Genomic DNA, 20,522 nt, shown 5'->3' with positions numbered 1-20,522 from the left:
GTATCGGACGAGTGAATGAAAGCCAGCCTGAGACAAAAAATCGTGGCAGTCTGCGATCGCAAGATTGCGGACAAAGGTCCCGGTGTCGGGCTCTCCTTCTATGCTTTCTTCGCGAACAAAAATGATGACCCCGAATTGCTGATGGAGGCGGCCGAATGGTGGATCCGTACGCATAAGCTGGATCACTTCGAGAAGGCTCTGAAGATCAGATCGATGGTGGAAGAGATCGGTTTCGGATCCTGACCGGAGCGATCCCCACTCAAAAGAGCCCTTTATTCCAACCATTCCGTCGAGAAGGCCTCAGCGAGGAGCAGATCGGTTGTTTTAAGCGGCCCAGGCCCGAGATTGCTGAACTTTTGCGGCACACCCGCCGGCGCAAAAACGATCTGGCCTGCCGTCGCTTCGATCTCGTCCGTTCCGACGCTGACCAAGGCCCGGCCCTGCCGCACAATGAAGACCTCCGCATAGGGATGTTTGTGCAATTTGGGGCGGCCGCCGATCTCGTCTGTCGTGTAGAACATGACCGATACATCGGCACCATAGAGACCGCCTTCGAACTCGCCTTGCCAGACGTCCGGCCGTTCCGCCCATTCGTGGCGACCCAGAATCTTTGCGACACTCATTTTTGAACCTCCACAATGAGACGTGGCTCTACCTCCCCTTTGAAGGGGGAGGTCGCCGCATGGCGGCGCGTGGAGGTGATCCATTGGATGAAGCTGAAGGTCACCTCACCCCGGAGCTTCGCTCCGAACCTCCCCCTCAAGGGGAGGGTGTTTTCAAAGCCCAGCCTTCGCCGCCACCCCCGCCAGATAGGTCTCGGCAATCGCCCGGTCATCCCCCATCGTCTGCAGCAAAAACAACTCGTCGGCGAGCGAATTGACAACCTCCGCCTTCAGCGCCATGGCAGGCGTGGATGCCATGTTCAGCACGATGAAATCGGCATCGGTGCCGGGCTCCAGTGTGCCGATCTTGTCTTCGAGCGATAGAGCCCGCGCATTGCCGAGCGTCATGTAGTAAAAACTCTCGAACGGGTTCAGCCGCTCGCCTTGCAATTGCTGGATCTTGTAGGCCTCGTCCAGCGTGCGCAGCATGGAATAGCTTGAGCCGCCGCCGATATCGGTGGCGACGGCGACGCGCACGGGTTTCTCGCGGTTGGCCAGCTTTTTCAGCGGAAACAGGCCGGAACCGAGGAAGAGGTTGGAGGTCGGGCAGTGGACGGCGACGGAGCCGGTTTCGCTCATGGCGTCCATTTCGCGTTCCGACAGGTGGATGCAGTGGCCGAACAATGTTTTCGGGCCAAGCAGGCCGTAGCGTGCGTAGACGTCGGTGTAGTCGGCGGCCTCGGGATAGAGCGAGCAGGTGAAATCGATCTCGTCGCGGTTTTCCGACAGGTGTGTCTGGATGTGCAGATCGGGAAATTCGCGCGCCAGGGCTTGCGCCGCCGACATCTGTTCCGGTGTCGAGGTGATGGCGAAACGCGGGGTGATCGCCACGTGGTTGCGGCCCTTGCCGTGCCATTCGGCAATCACTGCGCGGGTCTCGTCGTATCCCGTCTGAGGCGTATCGAGCAGGCCCTGCGGCGCGTTTCGGTCCATCATCACCTTGCCGGCCACCATCCGCATGTTGCGGCGCAGGGCTTCGGCGAAGAAGGCGTCGGCGGAGGTCTTGTGCACCGAGCAATAGGCGACCGCCGTGGTCGTGCCGTGGCGCACCATCTCGTCGAAGAAATGTGTTGCGATACGCTGCGCATGTGCCGTCTCGACGAAGCGGCATTCCTCCGGGAAGGTGTAGGTGTTCAGCCATTCAAGCAGGTTGGCGGCATAGGAGCCGATCACCTGCATCTGCGGGAAATGCAGGTGCGTGTCGATGAAGCCGGGCAAAATGAGGTGAGGACGGTGATCGATTTCCACTGCGTTGTCGGGCGCTTGCGCCCTCACCGCGTCATAGCTGCCGTTTGCAAGGACGAGGCCGTCTTCGACCAAAAGGGCGCCATCTGGCTCGTAGTCATACGCGTCCTTGTCCTCCAAGCCCGCCGGTGCGTGCTTGAAACTCAGGGTGCGTCCACGAATGAGGGTTGCGGTCATTCTGTGTTGCCTTCCGAAACCGAGCTTTCGAACCACGCCGTCACCAGCTTGCGCTCGTCGTTGGTCATGTCGGTAACGTTGCCCGGCGGCATGGCGTGGCTGCGGCCCGCCTGGATATAGATTTCCCGGGCGTGGGCCGCGATTTCCGCGTCGTTTTCCAGTGTCACGCCTTTGGGGGGGCGGTTGATGCCTTCATAGACCGGTTCCGCAGAATGGCACATGGAGCAGCGCGTGGAAACCGCATCCTTCACCGCCGGGAAATGCGCGTTGGAGGCAAACTGTTGGAAGGCCGGCGACACTTCGGCCGAATCCTCGCCGGTCAGAACCTTTGGCATTGTGGATAGCCACATGATCAGGATGAAGATCAGCAGCGTGACCAGCCATGTCCAGGTCGGCTTGCCCTTGCGGGCATGGGTTGTGTTGAACCAGTGGCGGATGGTGACGCCCATCAGGAAGACCAGTGCGGCGATCACCCAGTTATAGGCAGTGGCAAAAGCCAGCGGATAATGGTTCGACAGCATGAAGAAAATGACGGGCAGGGTCAGGTAGTTGTTGTGCAGTGAGCGCTGTTTGGCGATGACGCCGTATTTCGGGTCGGGCGTGCGTCCGACAATCAGATCGGCGACGACAACGCGTTGGTTCGGCATGATGATGAAGAAGACATTGGCCGACATGATCGTCGCGGTGAAGGCGCCAAGATGCAGGAAGGCGGCGCGGCCGGTGAAGACCTGCGTATAGCCCCAGGCCATGATCACCAGAGCTACATAGAGGATGCCATCAGCGTCCAGGTGTTCTTGCCGAGTGGTGATTTGCAAAGCAGGTCGTAGAAAACCCACCCTATGCCGAGAGAGGTGAGCGAGATCAGGATCGCCGAGATCGCGGAAATATCCAGCACATGCCGGTCGATTAGGAACAGGTCGGCGCCGCCGTAATAGACCAGACAGAGCAGGGCAAAGCCGGAAAGCCAGGTAACGTAGCTCTCCCATTTGAACCAGGTGAGATGTTCCGGCATGGTCGCGGGCGCCACAAGGTATTTCTGGATATGGTAGAAGCCGCCGCCATGCACCTGCCATTCCTCGCCATAGGCGCCGGCGGGCAGATGGTCGCGTTTCACCAGCCCGAGATCGAGTGCGATGAAATAGAAGGATGAGCCGATCCAGGCAATCGCCGTGATCACATGCAACCAGCGGACGGCGAAGGCGAGCCAGTCCCAGGCGATAGCGAATTCATACATTCAGTGTCCCCTTTCATCCTCCGCTCCCGCACCTTGCGCAAAAACAGAGGATGGGGGAAGGGGCGATTGCATCGTCAAACGCTATTTGCCCAAGCCGCTTGCCTCGGGATTGAGTTCGCCCAGAATCCAATCGCGGAAGGTGCGGATTTTCGGCGTGTTGCGGCGTGCATGCGGATAGGCGAGCCAGTAGTCGTGCCCGTCGCTGCAGCGCAGTTCGAAGGGCTGATAGAGCCTGCCGAGTGCGACGTCGTCCGTGTAGAATTCAGGTGTCAGAATGGCGACACCTTGTCCGGCGACCGCCGCACGCGCCTCGAAGGTCTGTGCGCCGAGCCGGCTGGTCGGCCTGCCTTCGAGATCCGGATCGCTGACACCGGCGGCTTCAAACCAGAGCCGCCACCACGGATCGGCGGCATCGATGATCCTCAGTTTCAGGAGATCGCGCGGTTCGTGGATGCCGCCGATCGTCTCGGCGAGCGCCGGGCTGAGCATCGGTGTGAACTCGATGCGCATCAACGGATGGCTGTCGAGACCCGGCCAGACGCCTACGCCGGATCGGATGGCGAGGTCGGCCGCCTCCGTCGCGAGATCGATGATCTTGTCGCTGGTTGTCAGTCGTACGGCGATGTTCGGATGAGCCAGCTGAAAGGACCCGATATTCCGCGCGAGCCATTGAGACGCAAAGGTCGCAGTCGAACTGATAAGGAGCGCGCTGTCCACATCGCCGCGCGCCGACAAAACGGCCTCTTGCAGCATTTCGAAGGCTTCGGTGACGCGCGGCGCCAATCGCTGGCCAACCTCCGTCAGCGTGATCTGCCGCGGCCGCCGTAGGAACAACGGTTCGCCGACATTGTCCTCGATCAGCTTGATTTGATAGCTGACCGCCGTCTGGGTCATGCCGAGCTCCTCGCCCGCGCGGGTGAAGCTGCCAAGCCGCGCGGCCGCTTCAAAGACGCGGAGCGCATTCAAGGGAAACTGTTTCGACATCTTCATGGATAAGTTCTCTTGATGCATGCAGACGGTTGTTCGATTGGAATTTGAGCATGTTTGCGCGCATGCTGCAATCATATTCACGAAGACACGGGTGCCGTCATGGATTGCCAAGCAATTGAAAAATATGAATCAATCCCACGTAGTAGCGTAGAAGGCTGGCGTCTGCAGCTGTCAAACGCACTTCACTATCTTCGGCCCGGCTACCCGAAACTCGACCTCGGCGCCATGTCGGATTACATGAAACGGGACATGGGTTTCATGGATGGACGCGACCCGCGTCAGGATTCGGATTTCACGCGATAGGCCTCGATGCCGACACAGTTTTCGGCTGCCGTCATGGCAGCACGTTTTACCGGGACGCGTCCAGCACACCACTTTCCAACTGGTCGAGATAGATGAATTCCGGCGCGTTCACGCCGGCCTTTGCGCGGATTTCGACAAGCCTGTCCGACTTGAAGAACCGCCTTGCGGCGTCAAGCGAGCGCCACCGGGAGAAGTGGACGATCCGGTTGGGGTCGCCGTCGAATTTGAGGACCTGATAGGACATTTCGCCAGCATCGCGCCGAAGCGCGGCGGCATCGTCGAAGACCGTTTTCCAGGCTGTATAGTCGGCGACGTCATGGATGATGAGAACGAACTGCATGATTTTTTCTCTCGAAGGACTGGAAGGTTGTGCGTCCCGGACGTGCGGCCATCACATCAGGCCCTTGTATCGATGTGGCAACGGCTCTCGAATATCTCGTGTTCGACCTTTCTCGTCGCGTGCCCAAAAGGCTTGTCCGGCCACGGGTTTATGCCATCACGGAGCCAGATCAGCGTATCAAGCCAAAAATCGGCGGCGTGCCTCTCATGAAAGAGGCTGAAATGTCCGATCTTGTCCGATCCGAGATCGCCGGGAGACAGGGCCACCTCGGTAGATGCTGCATTCTTGTAGTATCGCAGAGCGCGGCGGATCGCTGAGGTCGTGGCGAGTTCGTCATCTGTGACTGCAATTGCGAGAATGTCCGCAGTCACAGCGGCGAAGCGTTGCAAAACTTCGCCGCGGGCGGCTGGCGGATGGCTGAACTCCATTCGGGCGCGCCGAAAGCTCCAGTCTTTCGCCACGCCAGCCGGGAGGTCTTCCAGCCAGCCAAGTTTGCGCCCGGGAAAGTAACCGTACAAGGCGGTCAGGACCGGCATCGCAACGTGCCATTTCAGGAAAAGGCAGATACGCTGGGCGGCGGCATAGTCGCGCCAATAGGCATATTGGGCACCGACGGTCAGCATACGGTCGATCAGCGGCGCGTTGCGGGCCAGTCCGGGAAGGAACCCGCCAATACTGTGTCCGACGACCATCATTGGCCCGTCTGGTGCACGTGCCCTTAGAAAGTCGAGCGCTGCGGCAAAGTCCCGCTCGCCCCAGTCGGCCCAGCGGCAGTCAAAGCCACGCAGTCGCGTGGGTCGCGATCGTCCGATGCCGCGATAGTCATAGGTCAACACGGTGAAGCCGCGTTGTGCGAGAAATCGTGCATACGGATGATAGTAACGTGCCAGAACGCCCGTTGCGGCGTTGATGAGCACCCTTCCGCATCCGGTGCCGCCGGCGCGCGGCCACAGGTGGCCGCCAAGCATCACGCCGTCATCGCAGACAATCTCGACGGCCATCATATCCGCGTCAGTCATGGAGCGTTTCCCTGCCGTTTCGATCAGGGCAGCCTATGTGAGATGCGTCCTTGTGTATATTCACTGGTCGGTATACATAAAGATATGACGCCCTCCGTTCCTGCAACGCGCGATCGCATCGTTTCGGCTGCTGCCAAGCTGTTTTACAGCGAGGGGATTCGCGCTGTCAGCGTCGATGCTGTCGCCGAAAAAGCCGGGGTAACAAAGCGAACGCTGTACTATCATTTCGCCAGCAAGGACGATCTGATCGCAGCCTATCTCAACGGGCGAGATCAGCCCAATCTGGCATTGTTCAAGCGCTGGTTTTCCGAGGCGGACGGCGACGTCGCAGATAAGGTGCGCGGCGTTTTTTACGCCCTCGCCAAATCCGCGCGACATCCCCGGTGGAAGGGATGCGGCTTTCTGCGAACCTGCGCTGAACTTGCCAATATGCCCGGACATCCTGCCATGAAGGTCGGTGTGGCTCACAAGAAAAGGGTCGAAGACTGGTTAAACGACGTGCTCGAAGCGGTGGGGCTCGAGACGCGAGCCCGAACGCTTGCGCACCAGATTGTCCTGCTTTTGGACGGCGGCTTTGCCGTGGTTCTCTTGCACCGCGATCCGTCCTACATGGAAACGGCAGGCGAGGCGGCGCATGCGCTGGTCCGTATGGAGCTTTCGAAGACTAAGGCTGCGATCGCATGATCGTGCGCCAGGATGGCTACCGCCGTTCCCGGCGTGATGTCTGTCTTTGACACGAGCTTGTAATCGCGCTCAAGGAATGTAGCGAAGCAATCGACGGCGACGTTCATCTCAACCACATCAAGCCTTGGCAGCGCGCAGGCGCTCCATTGCCATCAGCAGCCGTTCCGGCGTTGCAGGCGTGTCGAGCCTTGGGCATTCGCGGTAGTCCGCGACGCTGGCGACGGCCATGGAGAGCGCTTCCAGCACCGAGATCGGCAGCATGAAGGGCGGCTCGCCGACGGCCTTGGAGCGGCCGATGGTCATTTCGGCATTTTCGGCCCACTCTGCCAGCCTGACGTTGAAAATCTTCGGCCGGTCGGAGGCGAGCGGGATCTTGTAGGTCGACGGCGCATGGGTCCTGAGCCGGCCCTTGTCGTCCCACCAGAGTTCCTCGGTGGTCAGCCATCCCATGCCCTGAACGAAGCCGCCTTCTACCTGGCCGATATCGATGGCGGGATTGAGCGATTTGCCGACATCGTGCAGCACGTCGACGCGATCGACCATGTATTCGCCGGTCAGCGTGTCGATGGAGACTTCCGAGACGGCGGCTCCATAGGCGAAATAATAGAACGGCGTGCCGCGTCCGGTGTTGCGATCCCAGTGGATTTTCGGCGTCTTGTAGAATCCGGCGGCGGACAGCTGGATACGGGCGAAATAGGCTTGGCTGATGAAGTCCGGGAAGGGCACCAGCTCTTCACCGATCTTAAGGTGGTTCGGCACGAAGGTGACGTTTTCCCGCTCCGTCTGCCAGCGTTCGGCGGCGAAATCGACAAGCCGTTCCTTGATCTGGCGGGCCGCGTCGTAGGCCGCCATGCCGTTGAGGTCGGAGCCGGACGACGCGGCGGTCGCCGAGGTGTTCGGCACCTTGCCGGTGGTCGTGGCAGTGATCTTCACATGGCCGATATCGACCTGGAAACTGTCGGCCAGAACCTGCGCCACCTTGGTATAGAGGCCCTGGCCCATCTCGGTGCCGCCGTGGTTCAGGTGGATCGAGCCATCCTGGTAGACATGCACCAGCGCGCCCGCCTGGTTGAAGGCGGTCATGGTGAAGGAGATGCCGAACTTGACGGGCGTCAGCGCGATGCCTTTGCGGATCACCCGGCTCGTGGTGTTGAAGTCGATGATCGCCTTGCGGCGCGCCTGATAGTCGGCGCTCGTCTCCAGCTCCTTGACTATACGGTGAATGATGTTGTCTTCCACCTGCTGGTGATAGGGCGTGAGGTCGCGGCCCGAACCTTTCTCGCCGTAGAAATTCAGCTTGCGGATGTCGAGCGGATCCTTGCCCAGTGCATAGGCAATTTCTTCGATGATGCGCTCGCCACCGATCATGCCCTGCGGACCGCCGAAGCCACGATAGGCGGTGTTGGAGACGGTGTGCGTTTTCAGGGGTTGCGACGTCAGCTTTACATGCGGGTAGAAATAGGAATTGTCGGCGTGGAACAGAGCCCGGTCGGTGACGGGGCCGGAGAGATCGGAGGAATAGCCGCAGCGGGCGGCGTAGTTCGCCTTCACCGCATGGATGCGACCCTCATCGTCGAAGCCGACATCGTAGTCGACGAGGAAATCGTGCCGCTTGCCGGTGGCCGCCATGTCCTCGTCGCGGTCGGGGCGGATTTTGACAGCGCGGTTGAGCTTCTTGGCCGCGACGGCCGCCAGAACCGCGAACTGGCTGCCCTGGGTCTCCTTGCCGCCGAAGCCGCCGCCCATGCGCCGAACCTGCACCGTCACGGCATTTGAGGGAACACCGAGCACACGGCCGACCATGTGCTGCACTTCGCTCGGATGCTGAGTCGAGGACCAGACCGTCATCTCGTCGTCCTCGCCGGGAATGGCTAAGGCGATGTGGCTTTCGAGGTAAAAATGTTCCTGTCCGCCGATGCGCATCCTACCGGACAAACGGCGAGGCGAGAGTTCCAGTTCCGCCTCCGCATCGCCTCGCTGCAATGTGAGCGGCTTGGTAACGAGCTCCGCGCCGTTTTCGAGCGCGTCGAGGATATCGGTGAAATGCGGCAGGTCGCGATAGGTGATCTTCGCCTTGCACGCTGCCCGCCGGGCGATGTCGCGGGTCTCGGCGATCACGGCGAAGGCCGGCTGGCCGTGAAACTGCACGAGGCCATCGGCGAGCACCGGCTCGTCATCGAGATGGCTGGGGCTGATGTCATTGGAGTGTGGCATGTCCCTAGCGGTCAGTACGCAGACGACGCCGGGATATGATTCAACTTCCGACAGGTCCATCGCGACGATCTCGGCATGGGCACGGTCTGTCATTCCGAGTGCACCATGCAGCGTCCCGGCCGGTTCCGGGATGTCGTCGATATAGTCGGCCGTGCCGGACACATGTTTATGGGCACTATCGTGGCGAAGAGCCGAATGCATCGGCCCGGCAATCGTCTTGCGCTCTTCGAACGTTGATTTGTCCATCATGCTGCCCTCCATGCTGCGGGGAGCACGCCCCTCATCCGGCCTGTCGGCCACCTTCTCCCCGTTGGAACGGGGAGAAGGGATGCGCGGCGATCTCCGTCGTCCCCTCTCCCCGCCTGCGGGGAGAGGGTTAGGGTGAGGGGCAAGTTCAGAGCTCTGGTGCCTCCAGTCATGCCGTCACCTCGAACCGAACAAGCTCGGTCCTTTCACCCGACGTTTCCAGGAAAAACCGCATGAGTAGGTTCTTCGCTGACAGCATGCGATAGGCGGCCGTGGCGCGCCAGTCGGTGAGTGGCTGATAATCCTGTTCGAATGCGGTTTGCGCTGCTTTGATCGTCTCCTCGTTCCAGAGCTTCCCGATCACAGCCGCTTCGACATGTGCCGCCCGCTTCGGCGTTCCGGCCATGCCGCCGAAGGCGATCCGTGCAGATTTCACTCGGTTGCCGCCGTCAAGCGCGATACGGAAGGCGCCGCAGAGCGCGGAAATATCCTCGTCGCGGCGCTTGGAAATCTTGTAGACGGCGAAATAATCGCCGTCCGGCAGGCTGGGCACGAAGATGCTCTCGACAAATTCGCCCGGCCTGCGATCCTGCCTCCCATATTCGATGAAATAGTCCTCAAGCGGAACGGTTCGTTGCCCGGCCTTCGATCGCAGCGTGACACTTGCATCGAGCGCGATCAGCGGCGGCGGCGTGTCGCCGATGGGCGAGCCGTTGGCGACGTTGCCGCCGATCGTGCCCACGTTGCGCACCTGTTCGCCGCCCAGCCGGTCGAGCAAAACTCCGAACGTCGGGTAATGCGCCGAGATGACTTCGAACGCCGCCGCGTAGGTCACACCCGCGCCGATCGTGATCCCGTTGCCATTGGTTTGGATGGACTGCAAATCTTCGATGCTGTTGATGAAGACGACGGGGTCGAGATCGCGCATCTGTTTCGTGACCCAGAGGCCGACATCGGTTGAGCCAGCAACGATGGTGGCCTGCGGGTAGGTGTGCAGGGTTTCGGCGAGATCTGTGGCCGAACCCGGAACGATCAACCTGGCGCCAGCATCGCCGAGACAGATGGTGCCGTCGCTGCGCATTGCCTTCAGGCGGGCCTTGATGTCCTCCCGCTCCTTGAGCAGAGGGTCGAACAGGGCATCGGGCTTTGTCCTGCCGACGGCCTCGGCCGCTTTGACAATCGGCTCGTAGCCCGTGCATCGACAGAGATTGCCTTGCAGCGCCTTTTCGATGGCGGCGCGGCCGGGATTGTCTTTCGATAGCCACAGCCCGTAAAGCGACATCACGAAACCCGGCGTGCAGAACCCGCATTGCGAGCCGTGATAGTCGACCATGGCCTGCTGAACCGGGTGTAGCGCTCCATCCTTTGCCGCCAGATGCTCGATGGTCACGACATGGGTCGCATTAAGCGATCCGGTGAAACGGATGCAGGCGTTCACGCTTTCATAGACGAGATCCTTGCCTTGAAGACGCCCGACGAGCACTGTGCAGGCGCCGCAGTCACCTTCCGCACAGCCCTCCTTCGTTCCCGTCAGCCTTCGTTCGAGACGCAGAAAATCGAGCAGCATCCCGGTTGGCGACACCGAGGTCAGGGCGATGTCCCGGTCGTTCAGAATGAAACGGATGCTGCCGGCGGATTGCGTCATGCGGTCTCTTTTTCTTGTTAATTCAATTCTTGAAACTATGCCCAAAACCGGCAGCGTGACAATTGTGTTTTTGCCGTTGTCGCTCTTGCTTTGCCGCAGCGGTGAAAGCGCCCAGACTTGCGTTTTATTTTCGTTTGACATTCGTTTTTGTATCGTATTGAAGTTTTTGAAATGGCTTGCGGTCTTGAGGAGAGATCGGCCGGCTCAAGAAACGCTGGGAGGGGCAGAATGAGCGGATATGTTCTCGCGATCGATCAGGGCACGACCTCGAGCCGCGCGATCGTTTTTGACGCGAAGCAGAGGGTGATCGGTTCCGGGCAGAAGGAATTCAAGCAGCATTTCCCGAAATCCGGCTGGGTGGAACATGATCCCGAGGAAATCTGGGATACCGTCGTCTGGGCGATCAAGGAGGCTATCCGCAAGGCCGGCATCAAGGCGAGCGACCTCTCGGCGATCGGCATCACCAACCAGCGCGAGACCGTCGTCGTCTGGGAGCGCGAGAGCGGCAAGCCGATCCACAATGCCATCGTCTGGCAAGACCGCCGCACCGCCTCCTATTGCGACAAGCTGAAACGACAGGGGCTGGAAAAGACCTTCACGAAAAAGACCGGGCTGCTGCTCGATCCCTATTTCTCCGGTACCAAGCTCTCCTGGATGCTCGCCAATGTGAAGGGCGCGCGCACCCGCGGCTCCAAGGGCGAACTCTGCTTCGGCACGATCGACACATTCCTGATCTGGCGGCTGACGGGCGGCAAATCTTTCGTCACCGACGCGACCAATGCCTCGCGCACGCTGATGTACAACATCGCCACCAACGACTGGGATCGCGATCTCCTCGAAATCTTGCGCGTACCAGAAGCGATGTTGCCGGAAGTCCTCGACTGCGCGGCCGATTTCGGTGTGACCGAGGCTTCGATTTTCGGGGCCGAAATCCCGATTTTGGGCGTTGCCGGTGACCAGCAGGCAGCAACCATCGGACAAGCCTGCTTCCAGCCCGGCATGATGAAATCGACCTACGGCACCGGCTGCTTCGCACTTCTCAACACCGGTCAGGACATCGTCCGCTCGAAGAACCGGCTGCTGACGACGATCGCCTATCGCCTCGACGGCGAAACCACCTATGCGCTGGAGGGCTCGATCTTCGTTGCCGGCGCCGCCGTACAGTGGCTGCGCGATGGTCTCAAGGTGATCAAGGCCGCACCCGATGCCGGTACGCTGGCCGAAAACGCCGATCCGTCGCAGGAGGTTTATCTGGTTCCGGCCTTCACCGGCCTTGGCGCTCCGCATTGGGACCCGGATGCGCGCGGCGCGATCTTCGGCATGACGCGCAACACCGGCCCGGCCGAGTTCGCCCGCGCAGCCCTCGAGGCCGTCTGCTACCAGACGCGCGACCTGCTTGACGCCATGCATAAGGACTGGAAGAGCGACGGCAAGGAAACGGTCCTGCGCGTCGATGGCGGCATGGTCGCGTCTGATTGGACCATGCAGCGGCTCTCGGATCTGCTCGACGCCCCGGTGGATCGGCCTACCATCCTTGAAACCACCGCCCTTGGCGTTGCCTGGCTTGCCGGCAGCCGGGCAGGAGTCTGGCCGAACCAGAAGGATTTCGCCAAATCCTGGGCAAGGGACCGCCGGTTTGAACCGAAGATGGACGAGAAATGCCGCACCGGGAAATTGAAGGGGTGGCGCAGCGCGGTGAAGCGGACGTTGAGCGAAGGGTAGGGAACATTGCTGCCCGATATTAAATGTAGTAACGTTGCTACAATTTGATGGAGGACGTTGATGGCCACCACTCTTTCGAGCCGTGAATTCAACCAGGATACCGGTCGCGCTAAAAAGGCTGCGGAAAACGGCCCGGTCTTCATCACCGACCGGGGACGGCCGGCGCACGTACTGTTGTCGATCGAAGAGTATCGAAGGCTGACCGGGCTGATGGAGGCCGAGCCTGTGAAGGAAAAGACCATCGCGGAGCTGCTGTCTATGCCGGCCGACGACGACATCGATTTCGAGCCACCCCGACTCGGCGATAGTTGGGGTTTGAAAATTCCCGACTTTTCCTGATGTATCTTCTGGATACGAACGTGCTTTCGGAACTGAGAAAGGTGAAGAAGGGAAAGTGCGACCCGGCGGTTTTCGCTTGGTCGCAAACGATTTCGCCATCAGTCCTCTTTGTTTCTGTTATCACTGTTTTTGAGCTTGAAGTCGGTATCCTGTTGCTTGCGAGGCGGGATCGGCTCCGAGCAGCCAAGATGCGCCACTGGCTGGATGATCAGATCATTCCGGCCTTTGCGGGGCGCATATTGAATGTTGATCTCCCGATTGCCCTGACGTGTGCCACTCTTCATGTTCCAGACAAGCGCCCAGAGCGGGATGCGTTCATAGCGGCTACCGCACTTCATACAGATTTCATCGTGGTAACGCGCAATATCCGCGACTTTCAGGGAACGGGTGTCCAACTCCTCAATCCCTGGCAGATTTGAGAGCCAGGAGAAACGCCGTGTTTCGCCTTTCGCGCTGTGGCCCGATCGTGTTGATGGTTATTTCTGACGAAGAAACAGCGCCCCACGGGGCTGACAAACAGGCAGGAAGTCATGGAACTTGGGCTTTACACATTCGGCGACGTTCATCCCGAGGCGCCGAGCGGGCGCGGCAGGGAAGGCGAGGAGCGGGTGCGCCATCTGATCGAGGAAATCGAGCTGGCCGATCAGGTCGGGCTCGATGTCTTCGGACTTGGCGAGCATCATCGGCCGGACTATGTCGCGTCGGCGCCGGCGATGATCCTCGCGGCGGCTGCGTCGCGCACGAAAAATATCAAGCTCACCAGCGCCGTCACGGTGCTGAGTTCGGACGATCCGGTCCGGGTGTTCCAGCAGTTTGCGACGCTTGACCTGATCTCGAACGGCCGCGCCGAAATCATGGCGGGCCGGGGCTCGTTCATCGAGTCCTTCCCGCTGTTCGGTTACGACCTCGAAGACTACGACCAGTTGTTTGCCGAGAAATTGGACCTGCTGCTTGCCATGCGCGAGGGTGAGAAGGTGACCTGGGCCGGCGAGAAGCGTGCGCCGATCAATGGCCGCGGCGTCTATCCGCGCCCGCTCAACGATCCGCTCCCGGTGTGGATCGCCGTCGGCGGCACGCCGCAATCGGTGGCCCGGGCTGGTGCGCTTGGCCTGCCGGTGGCGCTCGCCATCATCGGCGGTGAGCCGGCCCGTTATGCGCCGCTCTTCGATCTCTACCGCGAAGCCGCGCGTCGGGCCGGGCAGGATGCCGCCAAGCTGAAGACCAGCATCAATGTGCATGGCTTCATTGCCGACACGACCGAGAAAGCCGCCGACCAGTTCTATGGCCCGCAGGCCGAAGTGATGAACCGTATCGGCCGCGAGCGTGGCTGGGGGCCGACTAGTCGGGCGCATTTCAACCAGTCGATCGGCCCGAACGGCAATCTGTTCCTCGGCGATCCGGAAACGGTCGCGGAAAAGATCGTCCGGCATCAGCGCATCTTCAAGAACGACCGGTTCCTCTTGCAGATGGCGATCGGCTTGATGCCGCATGACCAGATCATGCGCGGCATCGAACTCTACGGCACGAAGGTGGCGCCGCTGGTGCGCGCGGCTTTGGCGGAGGAGAAGAAACAGGCCAAAACCGCCTGAAATCGGCGATTTTCCTGCATTTGACGTCTGGATCGGCCGCTTTCGGCGCGTTACATAGACCGCCGAAAGCGAGAGACAATGACCCTAAACAACGACGAAGACCTGGAGCGGCTGAAGGAGATCGGTCGCATCTGCGCCAATGCGGTGCAGATCATGGGAGCGGCGCTCGAGCCCGGCATGACGACGGCGGACCTCGACGCGATCGGCCGCAAGGTGCTCGAGGATGCCGGCGCCCGCTCCGCGCCGGAACTCACCTATAATTTCCCCGGCGCCACCTGCATCAGTGTCAACGAGGAGATCGCCCATGGCATCCCAGGCGCACGTGTCATCAGGGCCGGCGATCTCGTCAACGTCGATGTCTCGGCCGAAAAGAATGGCCTGTTCGCCGATACCGGCGCCTCCTTCGCCGTTCCGCCGGTCAAGCCGCAGATCGAGCGGCTCTGCCGCGACGGCAAGCGCGCCATGTGGGTCGGGCTGAACGAAGTCAAGGCGGGCAAGCCGCTGGCGGCGATCGGCAATGCCATCGGCAGTTTTGCCAGGAAGAACCGCTATACGCTCGTCACCAATCTTGCGAGCCACGGCGTCGGCCGGTCGCTGCATGAGGAGCCGACGGAAATCGCCACCTGGCCGGACAAGCACGAGAAGCGCCGGATGACAGATGGCATGGTTTTTACAGTCGAGCCGTTCCTGTCGCTCGGAGCGCAATGGGCCGAAGGCGGAGATGACGAGTGGACGCTGTTCAGCGAGCCACGTGCGCCGACAGTGCAATACGAGCACACCGTGGTCGTCACGCGCAACGGGCCTCTGGTCGTCACCCTTCCGGGTTGATCCGCAAGGGCTACTATTCACGCCTTTGAACGACACCATCAAATTTTGTCGTTTGTCACCGGCATGCTGCATTGCGATAGATAGGGCATGACGACGCTGGACCGCCCATTGCGCCGGAGCCTCGCTCCCACTGCCTTTGCCGGCGCCATCGCCATGGCAGTTGCCATGGGCTTCGGCCGCTTTTCCTATACGCCGATCCTGCCCGGTATGATGGCCGATATCGGCCTGACACCCGCAGATGCGGGGCTCATCGCCTCGGCCAATTTCATCGGCTATCTGCTGGGAGCCGTTGCCGCAGGCTATGGCTGGGCAGCGGGGCGCGAGCGGCAGATAGCCCTTTCGGCGCTGGTTGCGACGGCGCTGCTGCTGCTGGCCATGGGGCTGACATCGTCATTGCTGTTGTTTTCCGTCATCCGCTTCCTTGCCGGTGTGGCCAGCGCCTTCACGATGATCTTCACCTCGGCGATCGTCTTGAGCAGGGGACTGGCCGCCGCCGATCCGCACGTCCAGTCAGTGCATTTCGGCGGTGTCGGCATGGGCATCGCGGTATCGTCGCTGATGGTCTTCCTGTTGCCCGCTGGCGGCTTCGGCAATTTTGCGAGCTGGCAGGCCGCCTGGTTCGGCGGCGCCGTTATCGCTTGTCTCGGCACGCTCATCGTGGCGGCGCTGCTGCCTGAAGGACCGGCAGGGCATAGGAACGGCGAGAAGGAAAAACCGCTCGTCTGGACCCGGCCGCTTGTCGTCGTCACGCTCACCTATGGCCTCTTCGGCTTCGGCTACGTCATCACCGCCACCTTCCTTGTCGCCATGGCGCGCCAGGGCGCGACCGACCACACCGTTGAGTTCCTTGCCTGGCTGATCACGGGCCTCAGTGCCGCGGTGTCCGTGCATGCCTGGCGCCGAGCCGTGCCACGGCTCGGCATCGTTGGGGTTTATCTTGCAGGCCTGCTGGTTGAGGCTATCGGGCTTGTTCTGGCAGTGGCTCTTCCCTCACCATATGCGCCGCTGATTGGTGGTCTGATGCTGGGCGCTACCTTCATCATGGTCACCGCCTATGGCCTGCAGATCGGCCGCGCGCTGGCGCCCAAAAGCCCGCGCAAGGCGCTCGCCTTCATGACCGCCGCCTTCGGCGTCGGCCAGATTATCGGACCGCTCGTCGCCGGCTGGCTTGCCGAGGGCAGCGGCAGTTTTACCGCGCCGACCCTGCTGGCGGCGGGCGTGCTGCTTTTCTGTGCAGCGCTCACCTGGGTGGAGATGTCTCGCATCGCCACCCAGGTGAGCGCTGCGCGTGGCTGAGTGCCGCGCGATTAAATAACGGTAACATTAGCTTGACGTGATTGGCAGGTGGGGTGTTTTGCCCTAGGTTCGGCGCATCGAGAAGATCGGGTGTCCGACCCATCAAGAAACGTGAGTGCCGCCTTGTTTCATTCCTTTTTTCCCAATCCGAAGCTGTTCTTCACCTCTGGCGCGATCTGGTCAATTATCTGTATTCTTGTCTGGTACACGGTAGGGCCACAGATCGGCGCCGCGGTCGGCTTGCCCCCCCTTGCTCCAGGGCAGAAGCCGCCGATCGGCCTCGCTTACTTCTTTACCTCCGACAACCTCTGGTTCTATCTCTATTTCACGATCTTCGTGCTGATCTTCGGCGGCGCCTGGAAAACGATCGCCAAAGATCACCCCTGGGTAAACTGGTCGATCTGGGGGACGGCTTTCATTATTTTCATTGCCTATTTCGCGGTGCAGACATCTGTTGCGATCAACAATTGGCGCGGCCCGTTCTTCGACCTGCTGCAAGACGCTCTAGCGAGAAAGCCAGGGATAACTGCTGGTCAGTTCTACGCGCTGCAACTGAACTTCCTGGAAATCGGCTTCGTCGGCGTCACACTGAACGTCGTCACGGCTTTCTTCACCAATCACTACGTGTTCCGCTGGCGTACCGCGATGAATGATTTCTATATGTCGAAGTGGGACAAGCTCCGGCATATCGAAGGTGCCTCGCAGCGTGTTCAGGAAGACACGATGCGCTTCGCCAACATCCTCGAAGGCCTTGGCGTTACGCTCATCAACTCGGTGATGACGCTGGTGGTTTTCCTGCCGCTGCTTTTCAACATGTCACAGCATGTTTCCGATCTGCCGGTCATCGGCGCCATTCCTCACGCGCTTTTCTGGCTTGCGATCGCATGGTCAATGTTCGGCACTGCGCTCCTGGCACTCGCCGGCATCAAGCTGCCCGGGCTGAATTTCCGCAACCAGCGTGTCGAGGCGGCCTATCGCAAGGAACTTGTCTATGGCGAGGATCATGTGGATCGGGCGCTGCCGGTGACTGTAAGGGAGCTCTACAGCAATGTGCGCCGCAATTACTTCCGCATGTACTGGCACTACGCGTATTTCAACGTTGCGCGCTTTTCTTATGGGCAGCTCGACGCGATTTTCTTGAACTTCATCCTTATTCCGACATTTGTGGCAGGTCAGATCACGCTCGGTATCTGGCAGCAGATTGCCACGGCATTTGGGGAGGTCAGCAATTCGTTCCAGTATCTGGTGAATTACTGGTCGACGATCATCGAGCTTCTATCGATCCACAAGCGCCTGAAAGCCTTCGAAGCGGCGGTCGACGATGTGCCGCTGCCTGACATCGACCAGCGCTACCTCGCACGTGAGGAAACGGACGGCGAGCTCGCGGCTGCCAAGCCCTGAGCGGTGCACTCGCAGGAAGAAGAATCAGAAGGCGGAGCGATCCGCCTTCTTCTCATTCGCAATCATCGGCAGCGCCTCGGCATAGCTGACACAGGCGACGTCGGGCTTGCCGCAAGTCTCGGTCAGGAACCGGTCGAGCGCACGCCAATAGGCACCGCCGTTCATCTCGACGAAATGAAAGCCGAGTTGCAGCGGGATGCGGCCACCCTGGTACTGCGACTGAAAGGCCTTCCGGTAGGCGTCGAGCGTGCGCTCTTCGAAGACGGCGCTGTCCTTGCGGTTTTCCACGCCCATCGAATGGCGGATGAAAAGGTTGTAGTCCATGCCGATCACCCGGCGCTGCTGCGGGCCTTCCGGAATCAGCGGCAGCCCGAAACGCGGCATGCCGTCCGCATCCGATGGCCAGCCGGGGCCTTTGGTGACGAGGCTTGCATCATAGGTGAAGCCGGTCTTTTTCAGCGCCGGCAGCAGGCCATCGCTTAAGGAAAGATAGGGTGCGCGAAATCCCTTGATGTCGTTTTCCGCGAAATCCGTCCAGCCCTCAGGCTCCTCGCCTTCGATGCCGCCGGCTTTCCAGGCATTCAAGAGTGCCGTGCGGAAGGCTGTGAATTCCTGTCTCCAGTCCGCCGCGTTCCAGCCCTTGCCGTCGAAATGGCCACAAGCGTGGCTGCCGATATCGTGGCCGATCTGGTGCGCCTGCCAGATGTAGCGCACTCGATCCTGTATTTCCTCCCGGCTCTGGGCAAAGCCGACATTCGAGCGTCCGGCCCTTTGTCCGGGCGCCTGATACGTCTTGCCGCCTTCCGCTCGCGTCATCAGGAAGGTGCAGGAGAGAAAGTAGGTGAAATGCGCCCCTGTCCGCTTGCCCATCTCCAGGCTCTTTTCCCAGAGCCTGTTGTCGTGGGCGCCGTCGAAGGAAATGATGACAAGCTGTTTTCGGCCTGCCGTAGCCGGTGGTTGTACCGCCTGGGCGAGGGCGGGAACCAGGGCCAATACGAGAGCAAGGCCGGGAGCGGCGGAAAATCTGGGCATGCGGAAACCTTGGGGCGGAGGATGCGGGTTTGCGACCCCTGCCGCAAGAATAAGGCAATCCTTTGATCGTGCTGGAATCTTGGCTTTGATCCGGCTATGCGAAGAGGCAGAAAATCTCACAAGCGACGGATGGGCTTCATGACACTTCTTCTTCTGGGCATCGTCATTTTTCTCGGCATGCATCTCGTGCGCGTCGTGGCACCGGGGCTGCGCACCTCGGTCATAGAGCGCCAGGGCAAGGGCGCCTGGATGGGCATCTATGCAGTCATCAGCCTCGTCGGCCTCCTGCTGATCATCTACGGTTTCGGCGAGGCGAGGGCGGTCACCGGCATGCTTTACAACCCGCCGGTCTTCCTGAAGCACATCTCGTTGCTTTTGATGTTGCTGGCCTTCATCTGTCTCGCCGCCGGCTTTTTGCCGGCAGGCCGCATCGCCGTCGCGGTCAAGCACCCGCAGATCCTGTCGATCAAGATCTGGGCGCTCGCCCATCTGCTGACCAATGGCGAGACATCCTCCGTGCTGCTGTTCGGCTCTTTCCTCGCCTGGGCCGTCATTCTGCGCATCTCGCTGAAGCGGCGGCAGCGGGCAGGCGAAACAGTGCTTCCGGTGTTCCGTTCCGCATCCAACGATCTGCTGGCGGTGGTCATCGGTGTTGTCGCCTATGGCCTGTTTGTCTGGAAGCTGCATGCGTGGTTGATCGGTGTTGCCCCGATTGTCATGAGCTAAAGGGGGCTAAATGCGCGTGCCCCCTTACAACGGCCTCAAAATGCGGTAGAAGCGCGCAATCTTACTTTCATTTTTGCAGGGAAGGCCGGGCAACCGGAACAGGGAATGGCGAACCAGGACGACAGCTTTATCCGCGAGGTCAACGAAGAACTGCGCTCCGAGCAGGTCAAAGCCGTCTGGACGCGCTTCGGCAGCGTCATCATCGGGATCGCCATCCTCATCGTTCTCGGAACCATTGGCAAAGTGGGTTACGAATACTGGCATGAAACCTCGGCCTCCCGGTCGGGTGACCAGTTTCTGGCGGCCTTGACCCTGTCGAAGGAAAACAAGACCGACGAGGCGCTGGCAGCGTTGACGGCGCTGGAGAAGGATGGTTACGGCGCCTATCCGGTGCTGGCGAAGATGCGCGCTGCAACCCTGCAGGCGCAGAAGGGCGATGTGGCTGCGGCCGTTCAGGTCTTCTCCGATATCGCCAAGGACGGCAGCCTGCCGCAGGCGATGCGTGACGCAGCCAGGATGCGGGCAGCCTATCTGCTGGTCGATACCGGCACCTATGAGCAGGTTTCGGCCGAGGCCGAGCAACTCGCCGTACCGGGCAACGGCATGCGCCATTCGGCACGCGAGGCGCTCGGTCTTGCGGCTTACAAGGCCGGCGACATGGCCAAGGCCAAGACCTGGTTCCAGCAGATCAGCGACGATGCCGAGACCCCGCGCAATCTGGCCAACCGCGCCCAGATGCTGCTCGACCTGATCGCCGCCAGCGGCAAGGCGTCCTGACCGGACGTCTGGAAGACAAACATGAGAGCATGATGCTCTGAAGAAGACAGGAT

At 60.6% G+C, this 20,522-nt stretch carries 19 protein-coding genes and 1 pseudogene; 11 read left to right on the top strand and 9 right to left on the bottom strand.

Annotated features, from left to right (window positions below; all coding sequences use genetic code 11):
* Window positions 1–15 precede the first annotated feature (15 nt).
* Window positions 16–243: a DUF6500 family protein gene (locus WI754_RS20190; protein WP_349435226.1), complete on the top strand. Its 228-nt coding sequence runs from the start codon at window positions 16–18 to the stop codon at window positions 241–243.
* A gap of 29 nt (window positions 244–272) precedes the next feature.
* Here the strand turns inward: WI754_RS20190 and WI754_RS20185 are convergent, their stop codons facing one another.
* The 6 genes and pseudogenes from WI754_RS20185 to WI754_RS20160 form a co-directional block, all read right to left on the bottom strand.
* Window positions 273–623, bottom strand: coding sequence for a cupin domain-containing protein (locus tag WI754_RS20185; RefSeq protein ID WP_349435224.1), 351 nt, complete (start codon window positions 621–623; stop codon window positions 273–275).
* Window positions 624–776: 153 nt separating this feature from the next.
* Complete coding sequence (gene guaD, locus WI754_RS20180) at window positions 777–2,084, bottom strand: guanine deaminase (RefSeq protein ID WP_349435223.1); 1,308 nt, start codon at window positions 2,082–2,084, stop codon at window positions 777–779.
* A pseudogene (locus WI754_RS20175) lies at window positions 2,081–3,318 on the bottom strand (urate hydroxylase PuuD). Before WI754_RS20175 ends, guaD begins: the two are co-directional and overlap by 4 nt.
* A gap of 81 nt (window positions 3,319–3,399) precedes the next feature.
* Window positions 3,400–4,308 carry a LysR substrate-binding domain-containing protein gene (locus WI754_RS20170; RefSeq protein WP_349435221.1) on the bottom strand — a complete coding sequence of 303 codons (909 nt, stop codon included), beginning with the start codon at window positions 4,306–4,308 and terminating at the stop codon, window positions 3,400–3,402.
* Window positions 4,309–4,657: 349 nt separating this feature from the next.
* Entirely contained in the window at window positions 4,658–4,951 is a 294-nt protein-coding gene (locus tag WI754_RS20165) for an antibiotic biosynthesis monooxygenase (RefSeq protein WP_349435220.1), read from the bottom strand.
* A gap of 56 nt (window positions 4,952–5,007) precedes the next feature.
* On the bottom strand, window positions 5,008–5,970 hold the full coding sequence (locus WI754_RS20160; protein WP_349435219.1) for an alpha/beta fold hydrolase: 963 nt from the start codon (window positions 5,968–5,970) through the stop codon (window positions 5,008–5,010).
* Window positions 5,971–6,054: 84 nt separating this feature from the next.
* On the opposite strand from WI754_RS20160, the gene WI754_RS20155 reads away from it, so the two are divergent.
* On the top strand, window positions 6,055–6,654 hold the full coding sequence (locus WI754_RS20155; RefSeq protein ID WP_349437893.1) for a TetR/AcrR family transcriptional regulator: 600 nt from the start codon (window positions 6,055–6,057) through the stop codon (window positions 6,652–6,654).
* A gap of 117 nt (window positions 6,655–6,771) precedes the next feature.
* Here WI754_RS20155 and xdhB read toward each other — a convergent pair whose 3' ends face one another.
* Together xdhB and xdhA are read right to left on the bottom strand one after the other, a co-directional pair.
* Window positions 6,772–9,114, bottom strand: coding sequence for a xanthine dehydrogenase molybdopterin binding subunit (xdhB, locus tag WI754_RS20150; protein ID WP_349437891.1), 2,343 nt, complete (start codon window positions 9,112–9,114; stop codon window positions 6,772–6,774).
* A 169-nt stretch (window positions 9,115–9,283) separates the two neighbouring features.
* Window positions 9,284–10,759, bottom strand: coding sequence for a xanthine dehydrogenase small subunit (gene xdhA / locus WI754_RS20145; protein WP_349435218.1), 1,476 nt, complete (start codon window positions 10,757–10,759; stop codon window positions 9,284–9,286).
* Window positions 10,760–10,987: 228 nt separating this feature from the next.
* Between xdhA and glpK the strand changes: the two genes are divergently transcribed.
* From glpK to sbmA, 7 genes are all read left to right on the top strand, one after another.
* Window positions 10,988–12,481: a glycerol kinase GlpK gene (gene glpK / locus WI754_RS20140; RefSeq protein WP_349435217.1), complete on the top strand. Its 1,494-nt coding sequence runs from the start codon at window positions 10,988–10,990 to the stop codon at window positions 12,479–12,481.
* A 57-nt stretch (window positions 12,482–12,538) separates the two neighbouring features.
* Window positions 12,539–12,820 carry a type II toxin-antitoxin system Phd/YefM family antitoxin gene (locus WI754_RS20135; protein WP_349435216.1) on the top strand — a complete coding sequence of 94 codons (282 nt, stop codon included), beginning with the start codon at window positions 12,539–12,541 and terminating at the stop codon, window positions 12,818–12,820.
* Window positions 12,817–13,239 carry a type II toxin-antitoxin system VapC family toxin gene (locus WI754_RS20130; RefSeq protein WP_349437890.1) on the top strand — a complete coding sequence of 141 codons (423 nt, stop codon included), beginning with the start codon at window positions 12,817–12,819 and terminating at the stop codon, window positions 13,237–13,239. The genes WI754_RS20135 and WI754_RS20130 overlap by 4 nt, the downstream gene beginning before the upstream one ends.
* Window positions 13,240–13,350: 111 nt before the next feature.
* Window positions 13,351–14,409 carry an LLM class flavin-dependent oxidoreductase gene (locus WI754_RS20125; protein WP_349435215.1) on the top strand — a complete coding sequence of 353 codons (1,059 nt, stop codon included), beginning with the start codon at window positions 13,351–13,353 and terminating at the stop codon, window positions 14,407–14,409.
* A 78-nt stretch (window positions 14,410–14,487) separates the two neighbouring features.
* The gene (gene map / locus WI754_RS20120; RefSeq protein WP_349435214.1) at window positions 14,488–15,237 is read left to right on the top strand and encodes a type I methionyl aminopeptidase; all 750 of its coding nucleotides are present in this window, start codon (window positions 14,488–14,490) and stop codon (window positions 15,235–15,237) included.
* An 87-nt stretch (window positions 15,238–15,324) separates the two neighbouring features.
* On the top strand, window positions 15,325–16,533 hold the full coding sequence (locus tag WI754_RS20115) for an MFS transporter (protein ID WP_349435213.1): 1,209 nt from the start codon (window positions 15,325–15,327) through the stop codon (window positions 16,531–16,533).
* A gap of 123 nt (window positions 16,534–16,656) precedes the next feature.
* The gene (gene sbmA, locus WI754_RS20110) at window positions 16,657–17,934 is read left to right on the top strand and encodes a peptide antibiotic transporter SbmA (RefSeq protein ID WP_349435212.1); all 1,278 of its coding nucleotides are present in this window, start codon (window positions 16,657–16,659) and stop codon (window positions 17,932–17,934) included.
* 24 nt (window positions 17,935–17,958) lie between these two features.
* Here the strand turns inward: sbmA and WI754_RS20105 are convergent, their stop codons facing one another.
* Entirely contained in the window at window positions 17,959–18,966 is a 1,008-nt protein-coding gene (locus WI754_RS20105) for a polysaccharide deacetylase (protein WP_349435211.1), read from the bottom strand.
* Window positions 18,967–19,104: 138 nt separating this feature from the next.
* On the opposite strand from WI754_RS20105, the gene WI754_RS20100 reads away from it, so the two are divergent.
* Window positions 19,105–19,692 carry an NnrU family protein gene (locus tag WI754_RS20100; protein ID WP_349435210.1) on the top strand — a complete coding sequence of 196 codons (588 nt, stop codon included), beginning with the start codon at window positions 19,105–19,107 and terminating at the stop codon, window positions 19,690–19,692.
* Window positions 19,693–19,797: 105 nt separating this feature from the next.
* A complete protein-coding gene (locus tag WI754_RS20095) occupies window positions 19,798–20,469 on the top strand; it encodes a tetratricopeptide repeat protein (protein WP_349435209.1) in 672 nt (223 codons plus the stop codon).
* Window positions 20,470–20,522: the final 53 nt, after the last annotated feature.

Origin of the sequence: Pararhizobium sp. A13 (genome assembly GCF_040126305.1) — a bacterium.
Taxonomy (GTDB): Bacteria; Pseudomonadota; Alphaproteobacteria; order Rhizobiales; family Rhizobiaceae; genus Pararhizobium.
The sequence above is the reverse complement of the archived record's forward strand: the minus strand, read 5'-3'. Positions and strand labels throughout refer to the sequence as shown.